Source organism: Streptosporangium sp. NPDC050855 (assembly GCF_044456585.1).
GTDB classification, from domain to species: Bacteria; Actinomycetota; Actinomycetes; order Streptosporangiales; family Streptosporangiaceae; genus Streptosporangium; species Streptosporangium longisporum.
The window spans coordinates 48,879-68,330 of record NZ_JBITFY010000022.1 but is presented as its reverse complement, the minus strand read 5'-3'; the positions used below and the strand labels follow the sequence as shown (position 1 = coordinate 68,330).

Annotated in this window: 16 protein-coding genes and 1 riboswitch; of the genes, 10 read left to right on the top strand and 6 right to left on the bottom strand. The window is 73.7% G+C overall.

Annotated features, from left to right (window positions below; genetic code table 11):
- Nucleotides 1–13: 13 nt before the first annotated feature.
- From metH to ACIBCT_RS33605, 4 genes are all read right to left on the bottom strand, one after another.
- Nucleotides 14–3,709, bottom strand: a complete 3,696-nt coding sequence (metH, locus tag ACIBCT_RS33620) for a methionine synthase (RefSeq protein WP_399195597.1) — start codon at nucleotides 3,707–3,709, stop codon at nucleotides 14–16.
- A 15-nt stretch (nucleotides 3,710–3,724) separates the two neighbouring features.
- Nucleotides 3,725–3,800: riboswitch (S-adenosyl-L-homocysteine riboswitch) on the bottom strand.
- Between the two features lie 153 nt (nucleotides 3,801–3,953).
- Complete coding sequence (locus tag ACIBCT_RS33615) at nucleotides 3,954–4,853, bottom strand: MurR/RpiR family transcriptional regulator (RefSeq protein ID WP_399195595.1); 900 nt, start codon at nucleotides 4,851–4,853, stop codon at nucleotides 3,954–3,956.
- A gap of 26 nt (nucleotides 4,854–4,879) precedes the next feature.
- Entirely contained in the window at nucleotides 4,880–6,691 is a 1,812-nt protein-coding gene (locus ACIBCT_RS33610; RefSeq protein ID WP_399195593.1) for a glycoside hydrolase family 3 protein, read from the bottom strand.
- A 278-nt stretch (nucleotides 6,692–6,969) separates the two neighbouring features.
- The gene (locus ACIBCT_RS33605; RefSeq protein ID WP_399195591.1) at nucleotides 6,970–8,028 is read right to left on the bottom strand and encodes a LacI family DNA-binding transcriptional regulator; all 1,059 of its coding nucleotides are present in this window, start codon (nucleotides 8,026–8,028) and stop codon (nucleotides 6,970–6,972) included.
- A 497-nt stretch (nucleotides 8,029–8,525) separates the two neighbouring features.
- Here ACIBCT_RS33605 and ACIBCT_RS33600 point away from each other — a divergent pair, with 497 nt between their 5' ends.
- The 3 genes from ACIBCT_RS33600 (at nucleotide 8,526) to ACIBCT_RS33590 (ending at nucleotide 10,738) form a co-directional block, all read left to right on the top strand.
- Nucleotides 8,526–9,119, top strand: coding sequence for an NADPH-dependent FMN reductase (locus ACIBCT_RS33600; RefSeq protein ID WP_399195589.1), 594 nt, complete (start codon nucleotides 8,526–8,528; stop codon nucleotides 9,117–9,119).
- Between the two features lie 159 nt (nucleotides 9,120–9,278).
- Nucleotides 9,279–9,845, top strand: a complete 567-nt coding sequence (locus ACIBCT_RS33595) for a hypothetical protein (protein ID WP_399195587.1) — start codon at nucleotides 9,279–9,281, stop codon at nucleotides 9,843–9,845.
- Nucleotides 9,846–9,856: 11 nt separating this feature from the next.
- On the top strand, nucleotides 9,857–10,738 hold the full coding sequence (locus ACIBCT_RS33590) for a diacylglycerol/lipid kinase family protein (protein WP_399195585.1): 882 nt from the start codon (nucleotides 9,857–9,859) through the stop codon (nucleotides 10,736–10,738).
- 40 nt (nucleotides 10,739–10,778) lie between these two features.
- Here the strand turns inward: ACIBCT_RS33590 and pgm are convergent, their stop codons facing one another.
- Nucleotides 10,779–12,416: a phosphoglucomutase (alpha-D-glucose-1,6-bisphosphate-dependent) gene (gene pgm / locus ACIBCT_RS33585; RefSeq protein WP_399195583.1), complete on the bottom strand. Its 1,638-nt coding sequence runs from the start codon at nucleotides 12,414–12,416 to the stop codon at nucleotides 10,779–10,781.
- 324 nt (nucleotides 12,417–12,740) lie between these two features.
- Between pgm and ACIBCT_RS33580 the strand changes: the two genes are divergently transcribed.
- The 5 genes from ACIBCT_RS33580 to ACIBCT_RS33560 all read left to right on the top strand — a co-directional run bounded on the left by ACIBCT_RS33580 (nucleotide 12,741) and on the right by ACIBCT_RS33560 (nucleotide 17,197).
- Nucleotides 12,741–13,715: an ROK family protein gene (locus ACIBCT_RS33580; RefSeq protein WP_399195581.1), complete on the top strand. Its 975-nt coding sequence runs from the start codon at nucleotides 12,741–12,743 to the stop codon at nucleotides 13,713–13,715.
- Nucleotides 13,716–13,803: 88 nt separating this feature from the next.
- Nucleotides 13,804–14,553 (top strand): sugar phosphate isomerase/epimerase family protein, encoded by a 750-nt coding sequence (locus tag ACIBCT_RS33575; RefSeq protein WP_399195579.1) that lies wholly within the window; start codon nucleotides 13,804–13,806, stop codon nucleotides 14,551–14,553.
- Complete coding sequence (locus ACIBCT_RS33570; protein ID WP_399195577.1) at nucleotides 14,550–15,653, top strand: Gfo/Idh/MocA family protein; 1,104 nt, start codon at nucleotides 14,550–14,552, stop codon at nucleotides 15,651–15,653. The genes ACIBCT_RS33575 and ACIBCT_RS33570 overlap by 4 nt, the downstream gene beginning before the upstream one ends.
- A 102-nt stretch (nucleotides 15,654–15,755) precedes the next feature.
- On the top strand, nucleotides 15,756–16,367 hold the full coding sequence (locus ACIBCT_RS33565; RefSeq protein WP_399195575.1) for a TetR/AcrR family transcriptional regulator: 612 nt from the start codon (nucleotides 15,756–15,758) through the stop codon (nucleotides 16,365–16,367).
- The gene (locus tag ACIBCT_RS33560; protein WP_399195573.1) at nucleotides 16,364–17,197 is read left to right on the top strand and encodes a VC0807 family protein; all 834 of its coding nucleotides are present in this window, start codon (nucleotides 16,364–16,366) and stop codon (nucleotides 17,195–17,197) included. Before ACIBCT_RS33565 ends, ACIBCT_RS33560 begins: the two co-directional genes overlap by 4 nt.
- Here ACIBCT_RS33560 and ACIBCT_RS33555 read toward each other — a convergent pair.
- Complete coding sequence (locus tag ACIBCT_RS33555) at nucleotides 17,109–17,435, bottom strand: hypothetical protein (protein ID WP_399195571.1); 327 nt, start codon at nucleotides 17,433–17,435, stop codon at nucleotides 17,109–17,111. The two genes, ACIBCT_RS33560 and ACIBCT_RS33555, sit on opposite strands and share 89 nt — an antisense overlap.
- Nucleotides 17,436–17,452: 17 nt before the next feature.
- On the opposite strand from ACIBCT_RS33555, the gene ACIBCT_RS33550 reads away from it, so the two are divergent.
- Both ACIBCT_RS33550 and ACIBCT_RS33545 read left to right on the top strand, forming a co-directional pair.
- Complete coding sequence (locus ACIBCT_RS33550; protein WP_399195569.1) at nucleotides 17,453–18,088, top strand: hypothetical protein; 636 nt, start codon at nucleotides 17,453–17,455, stop codon at nucleotides 18,086–18,088.
- Nucleotides 18,089–18,211: 123 nt separating this feature from the next.
- Nucleotides 18,212–19,435: an NAD(P)/FAD-dependent oxidoreductase gene (locus ACIBCT_RS33545; RefSeq protein WP_399195567.1), complete on the top strand. Its 1,224-nt coding sequence runs from the start codon at nucleotides 18,212–18,214 to the stop codon at nucleotides 19,433–19,435.
- The last annotated feature ends 17 nt before the right edge of the window (nucleotides 19,436–19,452 follow it).

The window sequence follows — 19,452 nt, the reverse complement described above, 5'->3', positions numbered from 1 at the left end:
GTCCGTGCCCGGACTACTCGGGCTCGTAGGCGAGGTTGGGACGCAGCCAGCGCTCGATCTCGGAGAGCTTCATGTTCCGCCGCCGCGCGTAGTCCTCCACCTGGTCCCTGCCGATGCGCCCCACGGTGAAGTACCGCGACGCCGGGTGGGCGAACAGCAGTCCGCTGACGCTGGCCGCCGGGGTCATCGCGAACGACTCGGTCAGCCCCATGCCGAGCTTCTCGGCCTCCAGCAGGTCGAACAGGTCCTGCTTCTGGCTGTGGTCCGGGCTCGCCGGGTAGCCGAGCGCGGGACGGATGCCGCGGAACCGCTCGGCGTGCAGGTCCTCGATCCTGGGATCGGCGTCCGGCTCGTACCAGGCCCGCCGCGCCTCGAGGTGGATGTACTCGGCGAACGCCTCGGCCAGCCGGTCGGCCAGGGCCTTCACCATGATCGCCCGGTAGTCGTCCTGCCGGGCCTCGTGGACGGCCGCGAGCTCCTCGGCGCCGTGCACGGCCACGGCGAACCCGCCCAGGTGGTCCCCGGCCGGGGCCACGTAGTCGGCCAGGGACCGGTTGGGCCGGCCCTCGGGCTTGACCGTCTGCTGGCGCAGCATCGGCAGCCGCAGGCCGCCCGGCCCCGCCGCCGGGTCGTCGATCACGATGTCGTCGCCCTCGGAACGGGCGGACCAGTACCCGTACGCGCCCCGGGCCTGGAAGCTCCCCTCGGCGATGATCTGGTCGAGCATGGTGTTGGCGTCGTCGAAGAGCTCGCGCGCCACCGGCTGGTCCAGGATCGCCGGGTACTTGCCCTTCAGCTCCCAGGCCAGGAAGAGGAACTGCCAGTCGATCATCGCGCGGAGGTCGTTCAGGTCCGGCTCCACGACGCGCACGCCCGTGAAGTCGGGGACCGGCAGCTCGTCGAACGGGACCCGCTCGCGGTTCGCGCGGGCCTGCTCGACGGTCAGCAGGGCGGTGCGCTGCTTGCTGGCGTACTGGTCGCGCAGGCGCTCCTGGTCGGCGCGGTTGCTCACGTCCAGCTCCTGGGCCCGGTCGCCGTCCAGCAGGTCGGAGACCACGCCGACGACGCGGGAGGCGTCGAGCACGTGCACCGTGGTGTTGTCGTAGGCGGGGGCGATGCGGACCGCGGTGTGCTGGCGCGAGGTCGTGGCGCCGCCGACCAGCAGCGGCAGCTTCAGCCCGCGGCGCTGCATCTCCGCGGCGACGGTGACCATCTCGTCCAGCGACGGGGTGATCAGCCCGGAGAGCCCGACGACGTCGGCGCCCTCGGCGATCGCGGTGTCCAGGATGACCGAGGCCGGGACCATCACCCCCAGGTCGATGACCTCGTAGTTGTTGCAGCCCAGCACGACGCCCACGATGTTCTTGCCGATGTCGTGCACGTCGCCCTTGACGGTCGCGAGCACCACCTTGCCCTGGCCGCGCTCGGTCTCGGCACGCCCCTCCTGCCGCGCCAGCTCCTTCTCCGCCTCCATGTACGGCTCCAGGTAGGCGACCGAGCGCTTCATCACCCGCGCGCTCTTGACCACCTGCGGCAGGAACATCTTCCCCGCCCCGAACAGGTCGCCCACGATCTTCATGCCGTCCATCAGCGGGCCCTCGATCACCTCCAGGGGACGTCCCCTGCTCTGGCGGGCCTCCTCGGTGTCGGCCTCGATGAAGTCGACGATGCCGTGCACGAGCGCGTACGACAGGCGCTCCTCCACCGGCGCGTCCCGCCAGGCCAGGTCCACGACCCGGCGCGTGGCCGAGCCGCTCACCGTCTCGGCGAAGGAGACGAGCCGGTCGGTGGCGTCCTCACGCCGGTCGAAGATCACGTCCTCGACGAGCTCCAGCAGGTCCGCGGGGATGTCCTGGTAGACCGTGAGCTGCCCGGCGTTGACGATGCCCATGTCGAGGCCGGCCCGCACGGCGTGGAAGAGGAACGCCGAGTGCATGGCCTCGCGCACGACGTCGTTGCCGCGGAAGGAGAACGACAGGTTGGAGATGCCGCCGCTGGTCCGCGCCCCCGGGCAGCGCTCCTTGATCAGCGGCAGCGCCTCGATGAACGCCTTGGCGTACCCGTTGTGCTCGCTGATGCCGGTGGCGACCGCGAGCACGTTGGGGTCGAACACGATGTCCTCGGCCGGGAACCCGACCTTCTGCGTCAGCAGGTCGTAGGCGCGGGCGCAGATCGAGACCTTGCGCTCGACGGTGTCGGCCTGGCCCTCCTCGTCGAAGGCCATGACGACCACGCCGGCGCCGTAGTCCCGGATGATCCGCGCCTGCTCCAGGAACGGGCCCTCGCCCTCCTTGAGGCTGATCGAGTTGACGACGCCCTTGCCCTGCACGCACTTGAGCCCGGCCTCCAGCACGCTCCACCGCGAGCTGTCGATCATGACGGGGATGCGGGCGACCTCCGGCTCGGTCGCGATCAGGTTCAGGAAGGTCGTCATCGCCTGCACGCTGTCGAGCAGGTCGGCGTCCATGTTGACGTCGAGCAGGTTGGCCCCGCCGCGTACCTGCTCCAGCGCGACGTCGACGGCGCCCTGGTGGTCGCCCCCCTCGATCAGGCGGCGGAAACGCGCCGATCCGGTGACGTTGGTGCGCTCCCCGATCATGACGAACCCGGTGTCCGGGCCGATCTCGAAGGGCTCCAGGCCGCTGAAGCGGGTACGGACCGGCGGCTGCGCGATCCGCCGGGGCGGCAGGCCGGACACCGCGGCGGCGATCTTCGCGATGTGGGCGGGGGAGGTGCCGCAGCACCCGCCGACGATGTTGACCATCCCCGAGGTGGCGAACTCGCCCAGCAGCGCCGCGGTCTCCTCCGGCTTCTCGTCGTACCCGCCGAACGCGTTGGGCAGGCCCGCGTTGGGGTGGCTGGCCGTGTAGGTGTCGGCGAAGCGCGCCAGCTCGGCGACGTGCGGGCGCATCTGCTCCGCGCCCAGCGAGCAGTTCACCCCGACCACCAGCGGGTCGGCGTGCCTGATCGCGCTCCAGAACGCCTCGACGGTCTGCCCGGACAGCGTGCGCCCGCTCAGGTCGACGATCGTCACCGAGATCCACAGCGGCAGGTGCGGGGCGACCTCGCGGGCGGCGGCGACCGCGGCCTTGGCGTTGAGCGTGTCGAAGATCGTCTCGATCAGCAGCAGGTCGACCCCGCCCTCGTCCAGCGCCCGGATCTGCTCGGCGTAGGCGGCGCGGACCTCGTCGAACGAGACCGCCCGGTAGGCCGGGTCCTCGACGCGGGGGGAGAGCGAGAGCGTGACGTTCAGCGGGCCGATCGAACCGGCCACGAAGCGCCCGCCCGCCTCGTCCGCGGCCTGGCGCGCGAGCTGGGCGGCGCGCAGGTTCATCTCGTGGACCAGCGACTCCAGCCCGTAGTCGGCCTGGCCGATGGAGGTCGCGGTGAAGGTGTTCGTGGTGGTGATGTCCGCGCCCGCCGCGAGGTACTGGCGGTGGATGTCGAGGATGACGTCGGGACGCGTCAGGTTCAGCAGGTCCGGGTCGCCGGTCACGTCACGCGGATGATCGAGGAAGCGGTCGCCGCGGTAGTCGGCCGGGGTGAGCGAGGCGCCCTGCAGCATCGTGCCCCAGGCCCCGTCGAGCACCGCGATCCGACTGTCCAGCAGCTCCCGCAGGGCCCGTACGCGCTCGGAGGCCGTCGCGGCACCGGTGTGACCACCCTCGGTGAGGACCTGCCCGGCACCATGGTTCGAAGAATCGTTCATTGGACCACCTCCCATTATCGGGAGGCGCCCTTGGTGAACATGGAGGTCGAGCGTGGCGGGTCATGGACCCGTTGCAGCGCCTCTCGACTTCGTCATCGAGGGTACCCAAAAGCCCATGGCGGCGCCAGAAATCGGTTCTTCCGGCCTGCCCTATTCTCCCGGGAACTCCGGCTCGGCCGCCCTTTCCGGGGATCCCGGACGCTTCCATGGTTGTTTTCGGTCCCTCCCGGGAAGGGCGGGGGCCTCAGGACGGCCTGCTCCTGCGGCGTGGGTCGGCCCTGAAGCCCTCGATGGCCTCCCGGGTGGCCCGCAACGCCGCGTCCGAGGTCTCGAACGTCCGCTGGGCGATGCCGACGAAGATGCAGTCGACGATCAGGAGCTGGCTGATCCTGCTGGCCAGCGCCCCCGGGCGGAAGGCCGTCTCCCGGCCCGCCGAGACCAGGACGTGGTCGGCCAGCTCGGCCAACGTCGAGCGCGGGTTGTTCGTGATCGCCACCGTCGTCGCGCCCGCCTTGCGCGCGACGCGCACGGGCGCCAGCACGTCGGGGGTCTCCCCGGTGCAGCTCATCGCCACCGCGACGTCCTCCGGGCGCGCCAGCGCCGCGCTGGTCAGCGCCAGGTGCGCGTCGGCGAAGGCATGGGCGGACAGGCCGATCCGCATCAGCTTCTGCGCCATGTCGGCCGCGACCAGCCCGGACGCGCCGACCCCGTAGACGTCGACCCTGCGCGCCCCGGCCACGGCCCCCACCACCGCGCCCAGCCGGATCGGATCGAGCTGCGCCGCGGTGTCGGCCAGCGCCTGCGACTCGGCCCTGGCCACCTTCGCGATCACGTCGGTCAGCGGGTCGTCGGGGCCGAGGTCGCCGGGGATCAGCCGCTCGGGCTCGTGCCTGGCCACCGCGGCGGCCAGCGCGAAGCGCAGCTGGGAGTACCCGGCGAACCCCAGGGCCCTGGCGGTGCGCACGATCGTGGCCTCGCTGGTCCCCGAGGCCGCGCTGAACTCGGTGATGGTGCTCCGCGCCACCATGCCGGGATCGTCGAGGATGAGGCGGGCGATGGCCTGGGCGGCCGGGGTCAGCGAGGGCAGGACGGCCCTCACCGTTGCCACCGGGTTCGCCGGCGCGGACTCGTCGGGGACGTTCATGGAACACCTTTCGCGTCGGGGCCAGCCTATTCGCCACCGGTCAACCGGCGGGCGAGGACGCGGGCCGAGGCACGCGAGAAGCCGTTCGTGGTCACGTACACCGCTCCGGCGGGCTCCCCGGGGAGTCCCGTCTCGACCACCACGGCATCGGGACGGAGCGCCAGGGCCCGCGCCAGCAGCTCCCCGGCCCAGGGGTGCAGCCGGACGTCGTGCACCACCAGCACGAGGGGACGCTCCGGGCCGCCGAGGCCGGGCAGCCGTGGTGCCCGCGCGGTGACCGTGTGCCCCACGGTCCCGGGCAGCACCTCCGCGAGGGCGTCGGCGATCGCGGTGAGGCTGATCGCCTCGGTGGGCGCGGCCGGTTCGGCGAGGGGTTCGGCGGGGCCGGCGTGTCCGGCCCGATCCTCCGGTCCTGCTCCCTCCGCCGGATCCTCCGGTCCCGCTTGCTCCGCCGGGTCCGCTCCTGCTCGCTCCGCCGGGTCCACCGGGGCCGGGGCGGCCGTCCGATCACCGCGCAGGGCGATGGCGACGACCAGCGGGGGAGCGGACAGCATCGGTCCCCGCCCCGGTCGCACCTCTGCCCCGGTCGCCGCTTCCGGCACCGGCCCGGAGAGGCGCGAGCCGGACGCCCCCTGCCCGGACGGCTCTTGTCCGAGCGGTCCCGACGAGGCGTCCCTGACGATCACGCGCAGGGCCGCGCGGGCCGTCCTCAGCCCGAGTTCCTCACTTTCGACGCCTCCCGCACCCCACCCGGTACCGGCCCCCGCGCGCCCTTCCCCTCCCGCCCCGGCCCGCGCGGCGGCGTCATCGCCGTTCCCGCCGTTCCCGCCGTTCCGGGCGTGCCAGGCGGACAGGGCGAGCACCCGCGCGGCCGCCTCGGCCAGCCGTTCCTCGGGCAGCCTTCCCTCCCGTACGGCGTCCACGATCGCGTCGCGCAGCGCGTACACGCTCCGGCCGTCCGGTGAGGAGACACCGGCGCAGATCGCGTCCGCGCCGGCCACCAGGGCACGGACCGCGATCTCACCCGGGGAATGGCGGGCCGCGACGGCGCGCATCTCGATGGCGTCGGTGACGATCATGCCGTCGAAGCCCAGCTCCTCGCGGAGCAATTCGCTCATGATCCGCCGGCTCGACGTCGCGGGACGATCCGGGTCGAGCGCCGGCACCAGCAGGTGCCCGCACATGATCGCCCGTACCCCGGCGGACACCGCGGCGCGGAAGGGCGGCAGGTCGCGCTCGGCGAGGAGCCGCAGGGAGGCGTGCACGGTGGGCAGGGCCCGGTGGGAGTCGGTGACGGTGCCGCCGTGGCCCGGGAAGTGCTTGGCGCAGGCGGCGACCCCGGTCTCCTGGAGCCCGCAGACCCAGGCCGCGGTGTGCCGGGAGACGAGACCGGGATCGGAACCGAAGGAACGTACCCCGATCACCGGGTTGTGCGGGCCCGCGTCCACGTCCGCCACCGGGGCGTAGTCCAGGGTGATCCCGGCCGTACGAAGGAGGTGTCCTATCTCCCGGGCGACCAGCCGGGTCAGCTCGACGTCGTCCCCCACGCCCAGAGCCCGGTTGCCTGGCCAGGAGCTCCCGGTCGTGGCCTGCAGGCGGGTGACCGCCCCGCCCTCCTCGTCCACCGCGATCACCACGGCGGGGTTCTCCGCACGCAGCCGGGCGACCAGGCCGGCCGTCCGGGCGGGGTCGGGCAGGTTGCGCGCGAACAGCACGGTGCCGCCGAGGCCCTCGTCGGCGAGAGCGCGGCGCAGCCAGGTGGGAGGCTCGGTGCCCGCGAAGCCGGGCTGCAGGACGGTCATGGCCGATCGCGCCAGGCCGGAGCTGTGGTGGGACATCCGGTCCCCCTCTCCGTCGCGTGACGCGCCTCAGGACCACCACCCGTCAATGGTATTTTCCTTCACGCCAAATGTCGGTCTAGTAGCTTTCTGTCCTCTTTGCCGTCGCGAGCCGCGAGCCGCGGCCGGTGGTGCCCCGTGGCCGGTGAACGGCACGACTCGTGGACGGCGTACGGCCCATGACCGGTCCCGGGCGTCGTGCCGGCGGTCCCGGGCCGCCGGGCGCGCGGGAAGCGCCATCGGGAGCGGGGAAGCGGGGAAGCCGGGAGCGGTTCCCGTCAGGCGGACTGGCGTACCACCAGGGTGGGTTCGAAGATGACCGAGGTCGCGCGCCGGTCGGGTTCCTCGATGTGGGCGAGGAGCAGGCGCGCCATCTCCGCGGCCATGTCCTCCATCGGCTGGCGGACCGTGGTCAGCTGGGGGCGGCAGGCGAGGGCGACGCTGCTGTCGTCGAAACCGATCACGGCCACGTCCTCGGGGATCCGGCGTCCCCCCTCGCGCAGGGCCACCAGGGCGCCCTGCGCCATCAGGTCGTTGGCGACGAACACCCCGTCGACGTCCGGGTGCTCGGCCAGCAGCCGCTGCATCGACGCCTCCCCGCTGTCGTGGGTGAAGTTGCCCTCCACCACGGGGACGTAGGGATGGCCGTGCCTGGCCATCGCCTCCTGGAAACCGGCCATCCGGTCCTGGCCCGCGGGCAGCGCGAGGGGGCCGGTGATCGTCGCGACGCGGCGGCGGCCCAGGGAGACGAGGTGGTCGGCGGCCAGCACCCCGCCCGTCCGGTGCGCGAGGTCGACGTAGCTGATCGGGGTCGGCCTGGACGGCCTGGCGAACAGCACCGCGGGCGTCCCCGCGTCGACGAGCAGCTTCGGCATCGGGTCGGCGGGGTGGGTGGAGACCAGGAGCGCGCCGTCGGCGTTGCCCTGCCGCAGGTAGGAGATCACCTGCTCGCGGGCCTCGGCGGTCTCGGCGAGCATCAGGACCGGGTGCATGCCCCTCGGCCGCAGGAAGCCGAGCACGCCGCTCGCCACCCGGCCGAAGAACGGGTCACCGAAGACCCGGCTGGGGAAGGGGTCCTCCGCCCCGCCCTCGCCGCCCGCCCCGGAGACCACCAGGGCGATCGAGCCGGTCCTGCGGGTGACGAGCGAGCGGGCCGCCCTGTTGGGAACGTACCCGGTGGTGGCGACGGCCTGGCGCACCTTCTCCTGGATCTCCGGGTCGACGTTGCGGATCCCGTTGATCACGCGCGAGACGGTCGCGCGGGAGACCCCCGCCACCCGGGCCACGTCCTCCAGGGTGGGCGACGCCGGGGCCGGCTGGGGATCTTCGCTGCTCATGAGAGCTTTATAGCACGCTTGGAGAGCGCTCTCCCTCGGGCTTCACGAAGATCCAGGATCCGGTGGTGATCTCCGTGGCCGACGGGGGCCGGGAGTCCGTACCGGAGACCGGCCCGTGGAGCGCGGCCCGGTTCCCTAGCGCGGGCGCGGCCCTGACACCGAGCGGGCACGCCGTCCTTGGCGGAGCGATGACCATATTTTTCGCGAAGGATGTGTCCGATCATGTTCGTCCCCGCCAACCGGGGGCAGGGCTCGGATGTGATGGAGTGTGAGGTTCGCCGGCACCGCTCCCGCGGCACCGTCCCGGGAGGGTGCGGTCGCCGTCCCGAGGGCTCCGGTGGCCGCGATCTCCAGGGCGGCCCGGACGGACCCGCGCCATCACGGCACGGTGGCGGTGTGCAGCGGTTTTCGAAGAGTTCGGAGGGGGTCCGGACCGGATGGCCGCGGGCGCGCGGCCGCTCGGTCGGAGTCGGATCTTCCTCGCTCATGACGTCGCGATGACGCGACAGAGATGGGGCCTGGTGATGAGGATCGTCGGGATCGCGGGAAGCCTCCTGCCGGGGGCCTACGTGTGGAGGCTTCTGGAGGCGGCGGCCAGGGAGCTGCCCGCGACGGTTGACTTCGAGATCTGGTCCGGCCTGGAGCAGGTTCCTCCCTTCGAGGACGGCGAGCTTCCACGGCCGGTGAGCGACCTGTGGCACCGTCTCTCCGCCGCGGACGGTGTGCTGATCGCCGCCCCGGCGCACAGCACCCTCCCGGCCCAGCTCGGGCACACCCTGGACTGGGTGGCGTCCGCGCGCGGCGGAGCGGTGCTGGTGGGCAAGCCCGTGGGCGTGGTGACCGCCTGCCCGCGCACGCACGAGGCGATGTGGACGCAGATCCAGCTCGGACGCGCCCTGGGCGCGGCGGGAGCCGTGGTGTACGGCGCGGAGCTGCTGATCTCACCGTCGGGCCCGCCGCCCGAGCCGTTCGACGCCGAGGGCAGGCTCACCGACCGCGACCACCGCGAGCGGCTCCGCCGGATGCTCGACGAGGTCTGCTCGCGGGCCCGGTCCGCGAGCCGCCCCTCCCTCAGCGGATCCCCCGGGTGAGACCCGCCCCCGCCGTCCGCCGGGACCCGCGGGTCCCGGCCCCCCACGGGCCGTCGCCCGGCCGGTGAACCTTCCGGCCGGGCCCCGCGACGGGCAGGCCCTCCCCCCGGCAACCGTCGCGTCACACGTTACGAAGTGGACGAGGGAGGGGAGGCGGCCATGGGGATATCCGGCCAGGAGATGGCGCTGCGGGCCCTGGGCGCGGCGATCGACCTGCACGCGCCGATGGCCAGGCACGGTGTCAGGGCGTTCCCCGAGGGCAGCCCGTTCATCTGGCTGACCGTCCCGGGGATGGGAGGCGCCACCGTCTTCCTGGACGGCCGGCGCTGGATCTGCCTGAGCGAGCCGGAACGGGGCGGGACGACCGTGCAGCTCGTCGCCGGTACGGTCGACGACGACCCCGAGGTGGTGGTGGGCCGCCTGATGGGCGTCCTGACACCGGCGCCCCGCTCGCTGAGCGCCCTGTCGCTCGCGCTGAGGGCCGGATGGCTCGGCCTCGTGGGCGGCGTGGGCGCGGCACTGCTGGCCGCGCTGCTCATGGCGATCCTCGTCGCGGGGAACGGCTACACCTCCGACACGAGTGTCGGCGTCGTCCACGCCATCGCCGTGCTGATCGGCGTCACGTGCGGCGCCTGGGTGGCCCTGCGCCGGTGGCGGCTGGAACGGAACCGGCGTGATCGGGGCCCGCGTGGGCAGGACCGTAGCGACGATCACGCGGAGGAGTGACGAGGAGTGACATGGCAGAGTTGCTGGCGATCTACAACGAGCACGCGGGGAGCGCCGGCGACGACGCCAGGAACGCGGCCCTGCGGACGCTCCGCGACGGCGGCGCCGACGTGGTCGAGGCGCCCGCCGGACAGAAGGACCTGGACGAGATGCTCGACGCCTGGCCCGGCAGGGACGTGGTCGTCCTGGGCGGCGACGGCACGCTGCACGTGGTGGTCGCCACCCTGCACCGCAGGGGCGAGCTGGGCGGCCGTACCGTGGGCCTCGTCCCGCTGGGCACCGGCAACGACTTCGCCCGCGGCACGAAGATCCCGCTCGACCCCTCGGAGGCCGCCCGCATCGTGCTCGCCGGACGGCCCCGCCCGCTCGACCTGATGGTGGACGACGAGGGCGGGGTCGTGGTCAACGTGGTCCACCTCGGCATCGGCGCCGAGGCGTCGGAGCAGGCCACACCGCTCAAGCCGGTGCTCGGGCGGATCGCGTACTCGGTGGGCGCGCTGCTGGCCGGCGTGCGCAGCCCCGGCTGGAGGCTGCGCGTCACCGTGGACGGCAGGCGCCTGGACGGCGGGCGCAAGGTGCTCATGGTCGGCCTCGGCAACGGCATCACCATCGGCGGCGGCACCCCGCTGGCCCCGCGGGCCAGGCCGGACGACGGCATGGCCGACGTCGTCGTCTCGCTGGCGACCGGCCCGCTGAGCAGGCTCGTCTACGCCCTCCACCTGCGCCGCGGCACCCATCCCACGCTGCGCGACGTGGTGACCGTGCGCGGCAGGGAGGTGACCGTGGAGGGCGAGCCCGTCCCGGTGAACGCCGACGGCGAGCTGACCGGCCACGTCGGCCGGCGCCGCTGGACGGTCGTGCCCGAGGCCTGGCGCATGTTCGCCCGAGACTGAGGGCCGCCCGGGCCGGTGACCGGCCCGGGCGCCTCCGAGGTCAGCCCAGCGAGGCCGAGACCAGGTCGCGGGCCTCCTGCTGCACGCGGGCCAGGTGCTCGGGCCCCTTGAAGGACTCCGCGTAGATCTTGTACACGTCCTCGGTGCCGGAGGGGCGGGCCGCGAACCAGGCGCTCCCGGTGGAGACCTTGAGCCCGCCCAGCGCGGCCCCGTTGCCGGGGGCGGAGGTGAGCACCTGCGTGATCGGCTCCCCTGCGAGGGTGTCCGCGGTGACCTGCTCGGCCGAGAGCTTCGCGAGCACCGCCTTCTCCTCCCGGGTGGCGGGAGCGTCGACGCGGGCGTAGGCCGGGTCGCCGAACCTGGCCGTCAGGTCGCCGTAGTGCTCGCTCGGCGAGCGGCCGGTGGTGCCGATGATCTCCGCGGCGAGCAGCGCCAGGATCAGGCCGTCCTTGTCGGTGGTCCACACCGAGCCGTCCCGCCGCAGGAACGACGCCCCCGCGCTCTCCTCGCCGCCGAAGCCGAGCGAGCCGTCCAGCAGCCCCGGTACGAACCACTTGAACCCGACCGGCACCTCCATCAGCCGGCGGCCCAGGTCGGCGGCCACCCGGTCGATCATGCCGCTGCTGACCAGCGTCTTGCCGACCCCGGCGTCCGCGGGCCAGCCGGGCCGGTGGGAGTACAGGTAGGAGATGGCCACGGCGAGATAGTGGTTGGGGTTCATCAGCCCGCCGTCGGGGGTGACGATGCCGTGCCGGTCGGCGTCGGCGTCGTTGCCCGTGGAGACGGCGAAGGCGTCCCGGTTGGAGATCAGCGACGCCATCGCGTACGGCGACGAGCAGTCCATCCGGATCCTGCCGTCCCAGTCGAGGGTCATGAACCGCCACGTCGGGTCGGTCAGCGGGTTGATCACCGTCAGGTCCAGCCGGTGCCGCTCGGCGATCTCGCCCCAGTAGGCGACGCTCGCCCCGCCCAGCGGGTCGGCGCCGATGCGCACCCCCGCCTCGCGGACGGCGTCCAGGTCGACCACCGAGGGCAGGTCGTCGACGTAGCGGCCGAGGAAGTCGTAGCGATCGGTGGTGTCGGCGGCCAGTGCCCTTGCGTAGGGGATCCGCCGCACCTCCTTCAGGCCGCCGGCGATCAGCGCGTTGGCCCGGTCCTGGATCCAGGAGGTGGCGTCGGTGTCGGCCGGGCCGCCGTGCGGCGGGTTGTACTTGAAGCCGCCGTCACCCGGCGGGTTGTGCGACGGCGTCACCACCACCCCGTCGGCCCGCCCGGTCGTCCGGTCGCGGTTGTACGCCAGGATCGCGTGCGAGACCGCCGGGGTCGGGGTGTAGCCGTCCCGGTCGTCGATCATGACCGTCACGCCGTTGGCGGCGAAGACCTCCAGCGCCGACACCCGGGCCGGTTCCGAGAGCGCGTGGCTGTCGGCGCCCAGGAACAGCGGGCCGTCGACGCCCTGCGCCGCCCGGTACTCCACGATGGCCTGGCTGGTCGCGAGGATGTGGTCCTCGTTGAACGCCACGTTCAGCGCGGAGCCCCGGTGCCCCGACGTCCCGAAGGCGACCCGCTGGCCGACCTCGCCCGGGTCCGGGTGCAGGGAGTAGTAGGAGGTCACCAGGCGGGCAACGTCGACCAGGTCGGACGGTTCGGCGGGCCGCCCCGCGCGTTCGTGCGTCATCGCAATCTCCTCACATCGCTCCTGGGCTAACCGTATCCACGTTGAATCCGGACAGGTCTCGGCAACCCACAGCGTTCCTCTGAATTCCTGCGATTTCGCTGCCCTCCTTCCGGCGGGTGTCCCCGCCGTCCCCGCGAACCCGCCGTCCCTCCGGCACGTCGTTGACAACGTTGTCATCGCCGTCGTACCGTCAGCCTGTTTGCCCGCTCGTCGGGTAGGAGAACGTCTCACGACCCTCGGCAGCCGGAGGATTCCCTTGCCCAGTCGCGCGCCGGCCCCGGCCGCCCGTCCCGCCACCGTGCCGAGCGTCCCGGGGGGCCGGGGATGACCGCCCTCGCGATCGACATCGGGGGCACCAAGTTCGCCGCGGCGCTGGTCGGGCCGGACGGGACCATGACGCGCAGGCTGGAGACGCCGGTCGGCCCCGACCCCTCGGCGACCCTGGCCGCGCTGGTCCGCGAGGTGGCGGGCGTGCGGGACCCCGCCGACCCCGACGGACCTGCCGGTCCCGCCGCGGACCTGATCGGGGTGGGGATCGGTTCCGCGGGACCCCTCGACGCCGTCGCGGGCACGGTGAGCCCGGTCAACATCCCGTCCTGGCGGGGGTTCCCGCTGGTCGAGGCGGTGAGCGCGCTCCTTCCCGGCGTCCCCGTGGCGCTGGCCGGGGACGGGCAGTGCATGGCGCTGGGGGAGTGGTGGCGGGGCGGGCACGGCTCGCGCTCCCGGGCCCTGCTGGGCATCGTGGTCTCCACCGGCGTGGGGGGAGGGCTCGTCCTCGACGGCGTGCCGTACCTGGGACCGACCGGGAACGCCGGGCACATCGGGCACATCTGCGTGGACCGCGACGGCGAGCCGTGCCCGTGCGGCGCGTTCGGCTGCCTGGAGGTGGTCGCCAGCGGTCCCGGCATGGTCCGCTGGGCCCTGGCGAGCGGCTGGAGCCCGGCCGGGCCCGCCCCGGACGCGCGGGCGCTCGCACGGGACGCCGAGCGCGGCGTCCCGGTCGCGCGGACGGCCTTCCAGCGGGCCGCCGACGCGCTGGCCGTCGGCATCCTCACCACCGGCGCGCTCTTCGACATCGACGACGTCGTCATCGGCGGCGGCGTGTCCGGGGCCGGCGAGACCCTGCTCGCCCCGCTGCGCCAGGCGGTCGCCAAGCAGGCGGGCCTCGGCTTCCTGCGCCGCATGACCGTCGCCGGCACCTCGCTGGGACGCGACGCCGGGCTGTACGGGGCCGCGGCCCTGGTCCTGCCCGCCGGGACGAGGACCCCGCCCGCGGATCGGACGCCTCCGGGGCGGTGAACCCCGCGGGCGGGCCGGACGTCTCCGAAGGAGAAGACCACCGACGCAGGTCGGATCCAGCACCCAGAACGCCGAAGGGACCGTGCCCATGAGCCCACTCGCCGTCCAGCTCTACTCCGTACGGGAGGAGGCGGCCACCGGCCGCCCCGCCGTGCTGCGCGCGATCGCAGAGATGGGGTACGGCGCGGTCGAGCCCTACGACGCCCACCTCGACCCCGAGGGGCTGCGGGACGAGCTCGCCGAGGCCGGGCTCACCGTGTGCAGCGTGCACGCCCCGCTGCTCGACGAGGGGCGCGCGGCGGCGCTGGCCGCGGCGGTCACCGTCGGCGCGGACACCGTCATCGTGCCCGCGGCGCCCGGCGAGTGGTTCGCCGACCGGGAGGGGGTGGAGCTGGCTGCCGCGCGCATCGGCGAGGCGGCCCGCGAGGCCGCCGACCACGGCCTGCGCCTCGGCTACCACAACCACTGGTGGGAGCTGGAGCAGCGGGTGGACGGCCGCCCCGCCCTGGAGGTGCTGGCCGACCTGCTGGACCCCTCGGTGCTGCTGGAGGTCGACCTCTACTGGGCGGCGACCGGCGGGGTCGACCCGGCGGAGCTGCTGACCCGGCTGGGCGCCCGGGTGAGCCACCTGCACGTCAAGGACGGCCCCGCCACGCGGGAGGGGCCGATGACGGCGGTCGGGGCGGGCCGGGTGCCCGTCGTCGAGGCGCTGAAGGCCGCGCCGGACGCGGTGCGGATCGTGGAGCTCGACCACTGCGCCGGTGACATGCTGCGGGCGCTGGCCGACAGCCACGCCTACCTGACCGACCTGGTCGCGAGCGGACGGGTGAGCCGGTGACCGGACCCCTCGGAGTGGCGGTCGTCGGCTGCGGCACCATCAGCCACCAGTACCTGTCCAACCTCGTCTCCTTCCCGGGCGTGCGGGTGGTGGCCTGCGCCGACCTCGACCTGGAGCGCGCCCGCGAGGTCGCCGCGCGGTACGGTGTGCCGGTGGCCGCCACCTCGTCGGAGGTGATCTCCCACCCCGACGTGGAGCTGGTCGTCAACCTCACGATCCCGTCCGCGCACGCGCGGGTGGCGCTGGCCGCGGTCCGGGTCGGGCGCCACGTCTACAACGAGAAGCCGTTCACCACGGACCGGGAGTCCGGCGCGGTGCTGGTCGAGGCCGCGGCGTCGGCCGGGGTGCTGCTGGGCAGCGCGCCCGACACCTTCCTGGGCGCCGGGCTGCAGACCGCCGCCCGCGTCGTCGCCGAGGGCGGCATCGGCAGGCCGCTCAGCGCGCTGACCCTGTTCCAGGGGCCGGGACCCGAGTCGTGGCACCCCAGCCCGGAGTTCCTGTTCCAGCCGGGGGCCGGGCCGCTGTTCGACATGGGCCCCTACTACCTGACCGCGCTGACGACCCTGTTCGGCCCGGCGCGCAGGGTGGCCGCCGTCGGCCGCAGGGCCAGGGACGAGAGGGTCGTCGGCTCGGGCCCCAGGGCCGGGACGCGGTTCCCCGTCGAGGTCCCGACCCATGTGACCACGCTCGTGGAGTTCGCCGGAGGGCAGGCCGCCACGATGGTGTTCACCTTCGACTCGCCGCTCCACCGGACCGGGTTCATCGAGATCACCGGGACCGAGGCCACCATGCGGGTGCCGGACCCCAACACCTTCGGCGGTGAGGTCCGGCTGCGCCGGGCGGGCGACGACGACTGGACGCCGGTGCCCACCGAGGGCACCGAGGCCGGTCGCGGTCTCGGCGTGCTCGACATGGCCGAGGCCGTCCGCCGGAAACGGCCGCACCGCGCCACCGGCGAGCTGGGCCTGCACGTCCTGGACACGATGATCGCCATCGCCGAGTCCGCGGAACGGGCCGAGTTCGTGGAGGTCGGCAGCGGCTGCCCGGTGCCGGAACCGCTGCCGCGGGGGTGGGACCCGGCCACGATCCGGTTCGGCTGACCCCGGGCACACGGGAGCCGGGCCTCGCCGATCCGCGGGACGGGGGCCCGGCCCGTGCCGCGTGCCGTTGCGGTCGTTACTCACTTGAGTTACTTTTTACTCATGCAAGTAACGAGATCTCCGGGCCCCGCGGCCGTCGCACGGCGCGCGCAGATCGTGGAGGCGGCCGTCGAGACCATCGCCGAGCTGGGCTACGGGCACGCGTCCTTCGCCCGCATCGCCGAGCGGGCCGGGCTCAGCAGCACCCGCCTGATCTCGTACCACTTCCGCGGCAAGGACGAGCTGATCGCCCGGATCGTCGCCCAGGTCCACGGCGAGATGGGGGACTTCATGTCCGCGCGGCTCCGGGCGGAGACGACGGCCGCCGGGACGATCAGGGCCTACATCACCGGGACCGTCGAGTTCATCGCGACCCACCGCGCCCGGATGAGGGCGCTGTACGAGATCTTCGTCAACCACCGCCCCGAGAACGGCGAGGGGTCCTACGACGCCGCCACCGACCTGGGCGTCCTGTCCCAGATCGAGGAGATCCTGCGCTGGGGGCAGCGGGAGGGCGAGTTCCGCGACTTCGAGCCCAGGGTGATGGCGATGAGCATCCAGCGGTCCGTGGACGGGCTGCCCTTCCTGCTGGAGAGCGGCGCGGACGTCGACACCGCCCGCTACGCCGCCGAGCTGGTGACCATCTTCGACCTGGCCACCCGGAGCGGGGCGTGAGCGCGAGCCGCCGCCGCACCGCGGCCGTGCTGATGCTGGTGGACTTCGTGCTGCCCGTCGGGCTCTACTACGTCCTGCGCGCTGCGGGCGTCGGCTACGTCGCCTCCCTGGTCGTCAGCTCCCTCGTGCCCGGGACCGGGATGGTGGTCACCCTCGTCAGGGAGCGCCGCCTGGACTCCCTGGGGCTTTTCATGACGGGCCTCATGCTGCTGAGCGCGGCGTTGTCGTTCCTCGGGAACGACCCGAGGTTGCTGCTCCTCAAGGGCGCCCTGCTGATGGTCGTGGCCGGTGGCTGGTTCCTGGCCACCGCGCGGGGGCCGAGCCCGCTGGCCCTGCGGTTCTCCCGGCCGCTGCTGGAGGGGCGGACCGGCGACAGGCGCGCGTCCTGGGACGAACTGTGGGAGACCTCGCCGCGTTTCCGGCGTATATGGCGGGTCTCCACGGCCGTCTGGGGGATCGGGGCGCTGGCCGACGCGGCCGTCCGGGCGGTGGTCGCCCTGACCCTCCCGATCGACCTGGCCGTCGGGCTGGGCGGCGCGCAGTACGCGATCTTCTCGGTCCTGATGCTGGTGATCATGAACGTTCACCAGGCGTACGCCGGGCTTCACGACCCCCGCTCCGCGCTCTACCGCCCGTTGCGGGACGACGCGGGGGAGACCGGGGAGGGCCCGCCCGGACCCGGGCCCCGCCGCGGGCCCGGGGACGTCCCGCACGAGCCCGCGGGCAGCGCGCAGGGACCGGTCACCCGCCCTCCCGCCGCAGCAGGGAACGCAGCCGGGGGCGCAGTCGGGACCGCAGCTGGTCCGCGCGATCCCGCAGACGTCCGCTGAGCGACCGGCGGTCGCCCGGGGCCGCGGGCATGTCGGAGAAGGCGCCGGCGGACAGGCCGGCGGGGGCGTCGGCGGGCTTGAGGTCGTCCTCGGGCGGCTCCTCCAGCCGGGCGCGCAGGCGGGTGCGGATCTCGTCGGGCGTGTAGGCCTGGCGGCGGCGCTCCGCCCGCGCGATCACCGCGCCCGTGGCCGCGACCCCCGCGACACCGGCCAGACCCAGTACCTTCCACCATCGCATGTGCCTACGCTATCGGAATGTCCGGCAAGAGCATCAGCCTCGATGAGGCCGTCAACCTGACCCGCACCGGCGACGTGTGGCTGTTCCGCGGCCGAACGGTGCCCGATCGCGCCATCCAGACCGTGACCAACAGCCCGGTGAACCACGTCGGCATGTCGGTCGTCATCGACGACATGCCCCCGCTGATGTGGCACGCCGAGCTGGGGCGGTCGCTGCCCGACCTGTGGTCGGGGACCCACCAGCGCGGCGTCCAGCTGCACGACCTGCGCGACGCCGTCACGGTCTGGGCCACCCGCTACGGCCAGCGCGGCTGGCTGCGGCAGCTGTCACCGGAGCCTCCCCGGGAGATGGAGGACGCCGTCCTGCGCACCGTCGCGCGCCTGGACGGCACCCCCTTCCCGTCCACCAGCAGGCTCGCCGGTCGCTGGCTGAAGGGGCGGGTGCCCACGCTCTTCCGGCGGGCCGCGCAGGACAGCGCCCTGGAGAGCGCGTACTGCGCCGAGGTCGTCGCGGTCACCTACGAGGCGATGGGCCTGCTGCCCGGCGGGCGTCGCCCGAACTGGTACGACCCGGGCCGGTTCTGGAGCGGTGACGACCTGGAGCTGACCGGCGGGTTCCGGCTCGGGGGAGAGATCACCGTGAAGCTGGGGTAGGGCCCCGGGAAGCCTGTGAAGAACGGGCGGCGGGCGCAACCTCGGGCGCCCGCCGTCCGAAGACACAGGCGACGGTTCCCGGATCCGCCGGAGCCGTGAGGTCGCGGACTCAGGGGGATTGTCATGCCGGACACGGTGATCGTCGTCGGCGCGGGCCTGGCCGGTCTCGCGTGCGCCCTGCGGCTGCGCGCGGCCGGGGTGAACGTGCGCGTCGTGGACGCGGCGGCCGAGGTGGGCGGCCGGGTGCGCACCGACGTCGTGGACGGCTTCCGGCTGGACCGCGGCTTCCAGGTGTTCAACACCGCCTACCCCGAGGCCGCCCGGGTCCTCGACCTCGGCGCCCTGGACCTGCGCGCGATCCCGTCGGGGGTGATCTCCTTCGACAGGGGACGGCGGGAGCGGCTCATGCTGCCCTGGCGCCACCCGAGCCAGGCGTTCAGCGGGGTGCTGGCCGACGTGGGCACCCCGGTGGACAAGGCCGTCCTGGCCGCGCTGACCACCCGCGACATCGTGATGCCGCCGAGCAGGCTGCGCGCCGGGCGCGAGCGCACCACGCTGGAGGAACTGAAGCACTGGGGCGTCTCGCCCAAGATGGTGGAGAAGCTGCTCCGTCCCTTCCTCGCGGGCGTGGTGCTGGAGCGGGAGCTGGAGACCTCCAGCCGCTTCTTCCACCTGATCTGGCGCTCCTTCGCGCGCGGCACGATCGCGGTGCCCGCGCTCGGCATGGGCGAGATCACCCGCCAGCTCGCCTCCCGCCTTCCCGACGAGGCGGTCACCCTGGAGACCCCGGTCATCGCGGTGACCGAGGAGGGGGTGGAGACGGCCGGGGGCGGCACGATCCCGGCCCGCGCCGTGGTGGTGGCGACCGACCCCGCCATGGCCGCCGCGCTCTGCCCGGGGCTGGAGATCCCGCGGATGCGCTCGGTGACGACCTTCTACCACGCCGCCTCCCGCCCGCCCACGGACGACGCCACCCAGTTCGTGGACGTGCAGGGGGAGATCACCGACACCCTGGTCATCAGCAACACCGCGCCCGCGTACGCCCCGCCGGGCCGCGCGCTGATCTCCACGTCGGTGCTGGGGATGCTCTCCGACGCCGACGAGCCCCGGGTGCGGGAGCGGCTGTCGCAGATCTACGACGCCGACGCCTCGGGCTGGGAGCACCTGGCGACGTACGCCGTCGAGGGGGCGCTGCCCGCGATGACGCCGCCGTTCTCGATGCGCCACCCGGTCCGCCTCGGGCCGGGCCGCTACGTGTGCGGTGACCACCGCGACACCGGCTCGCAGCAGGGCGCCCTGGTCTCCGGGCGAAGGGCTGCGGACGCCGTACTGGCCGAGCAGTGGTGAGCGCGCGGTGGTGAGCG

Bases quoted from the DNA above. Each gene is read 5' to 3' on its own strand.
- metH (WP_399195597.1), bottom strand. From the start codon at position 3,709: ATGAACGATTCTTCGAACCATGGTGCCGGGCAGGTCCTCACCGAGGGT.
- ACIBCT_RS33615 (WP_399195595.1), bottom strand. From the start codon at position 4,853: ATGAACGTCCCCGACGAGTCCGCGCCGGCGAACCCGGTGGCAACGGTG.
- ACIBCT_RS33610 (WP_399195593.1), bottom strand. From the start codon at position 6,691: ATGTCCCACCACAGCTCCGGCCTGGCGCGATCGGCCATGACCGTCCTG.
- ACIBCT_RS33605 (WP_399195591.1), bottom strand. From the start codon at position 8,028: ATGAGCAGCGAAGATCCCCAGCCGGCCCCGGCGTCGCCCACCCTGGAG.
- ACIBCT_RS33600 (WP_399195589.1), top strand. From the start codon at position 8,526: ATGACGCGACAGAGATGGGGCCTGGTGATGAGGATCGTCGGGATCGCG.
- ACIBCT_RS33595 (WP_399195587.1), top strand. From the start codon at position 9,279: ATGGGGATATCCGGCCAGGAGATGGCGCTGCGGGCCCTGGGCGCGGCG.
- ACIBCT_RS33590 (WP_399195585.1), top strand. From the start codon at position 9,857: ATGGCAGAGTTGCTGGCGATCTACAACGAGCACGCGGGGAGCGCCGGC.
- pgm (WP_399195583.1), bottom strand. From the start codon at position 12,416: ATGACGCACGAACGCGCGGGGCGGCCCGCCGAACCGTCCGACCTGGTC.
- ACIBCT_RS33580 (WP_399195581.1), top strand. From the start codon at position 12,741: ATGACCGCCCTCGCGATCGACATCGGGGGCACCAAGTTCGCCGCGGCG.
- ACIBCT_RS33575 (WP_399195579.1), top strand. From the start codon at position 13,804: ATGAGCCCACTCGCCGTCCAGCTCTACTCCGTACGGGAGGAGGCGGCC.
- ACIBCT_RS33565 (WP_399195575.1), top strand. From the start codon at position 15,756: ATGCAAGTAACGAGATCTCCGGGCCCCGCGGCCGTCGCACGGCGCGCG.
- ACIBCT_RS33555 (WP_399195571.1), bottom strand. From the start codon at position 17,435: ATGCGATGGTGGAAGGTACTGGGTCTGGCCGGTGTCGCGGGGGTCGCG.
- ACIBCT_RS33550 (WP_399195569.1), top strand. From the start codon at position 17,453: ATGTCCGGCAAGAGCATCAGCCTCGATGAGGCCGTCAACCTGACCCGC.
- ACIBCT_RS33545 (WP_399195567.1), top strand. From the start codon at position 18,212: ATGCCGGACACGGTGATCGTCGTCGGCGCGGGCCTGGCCGGTCTCGCG.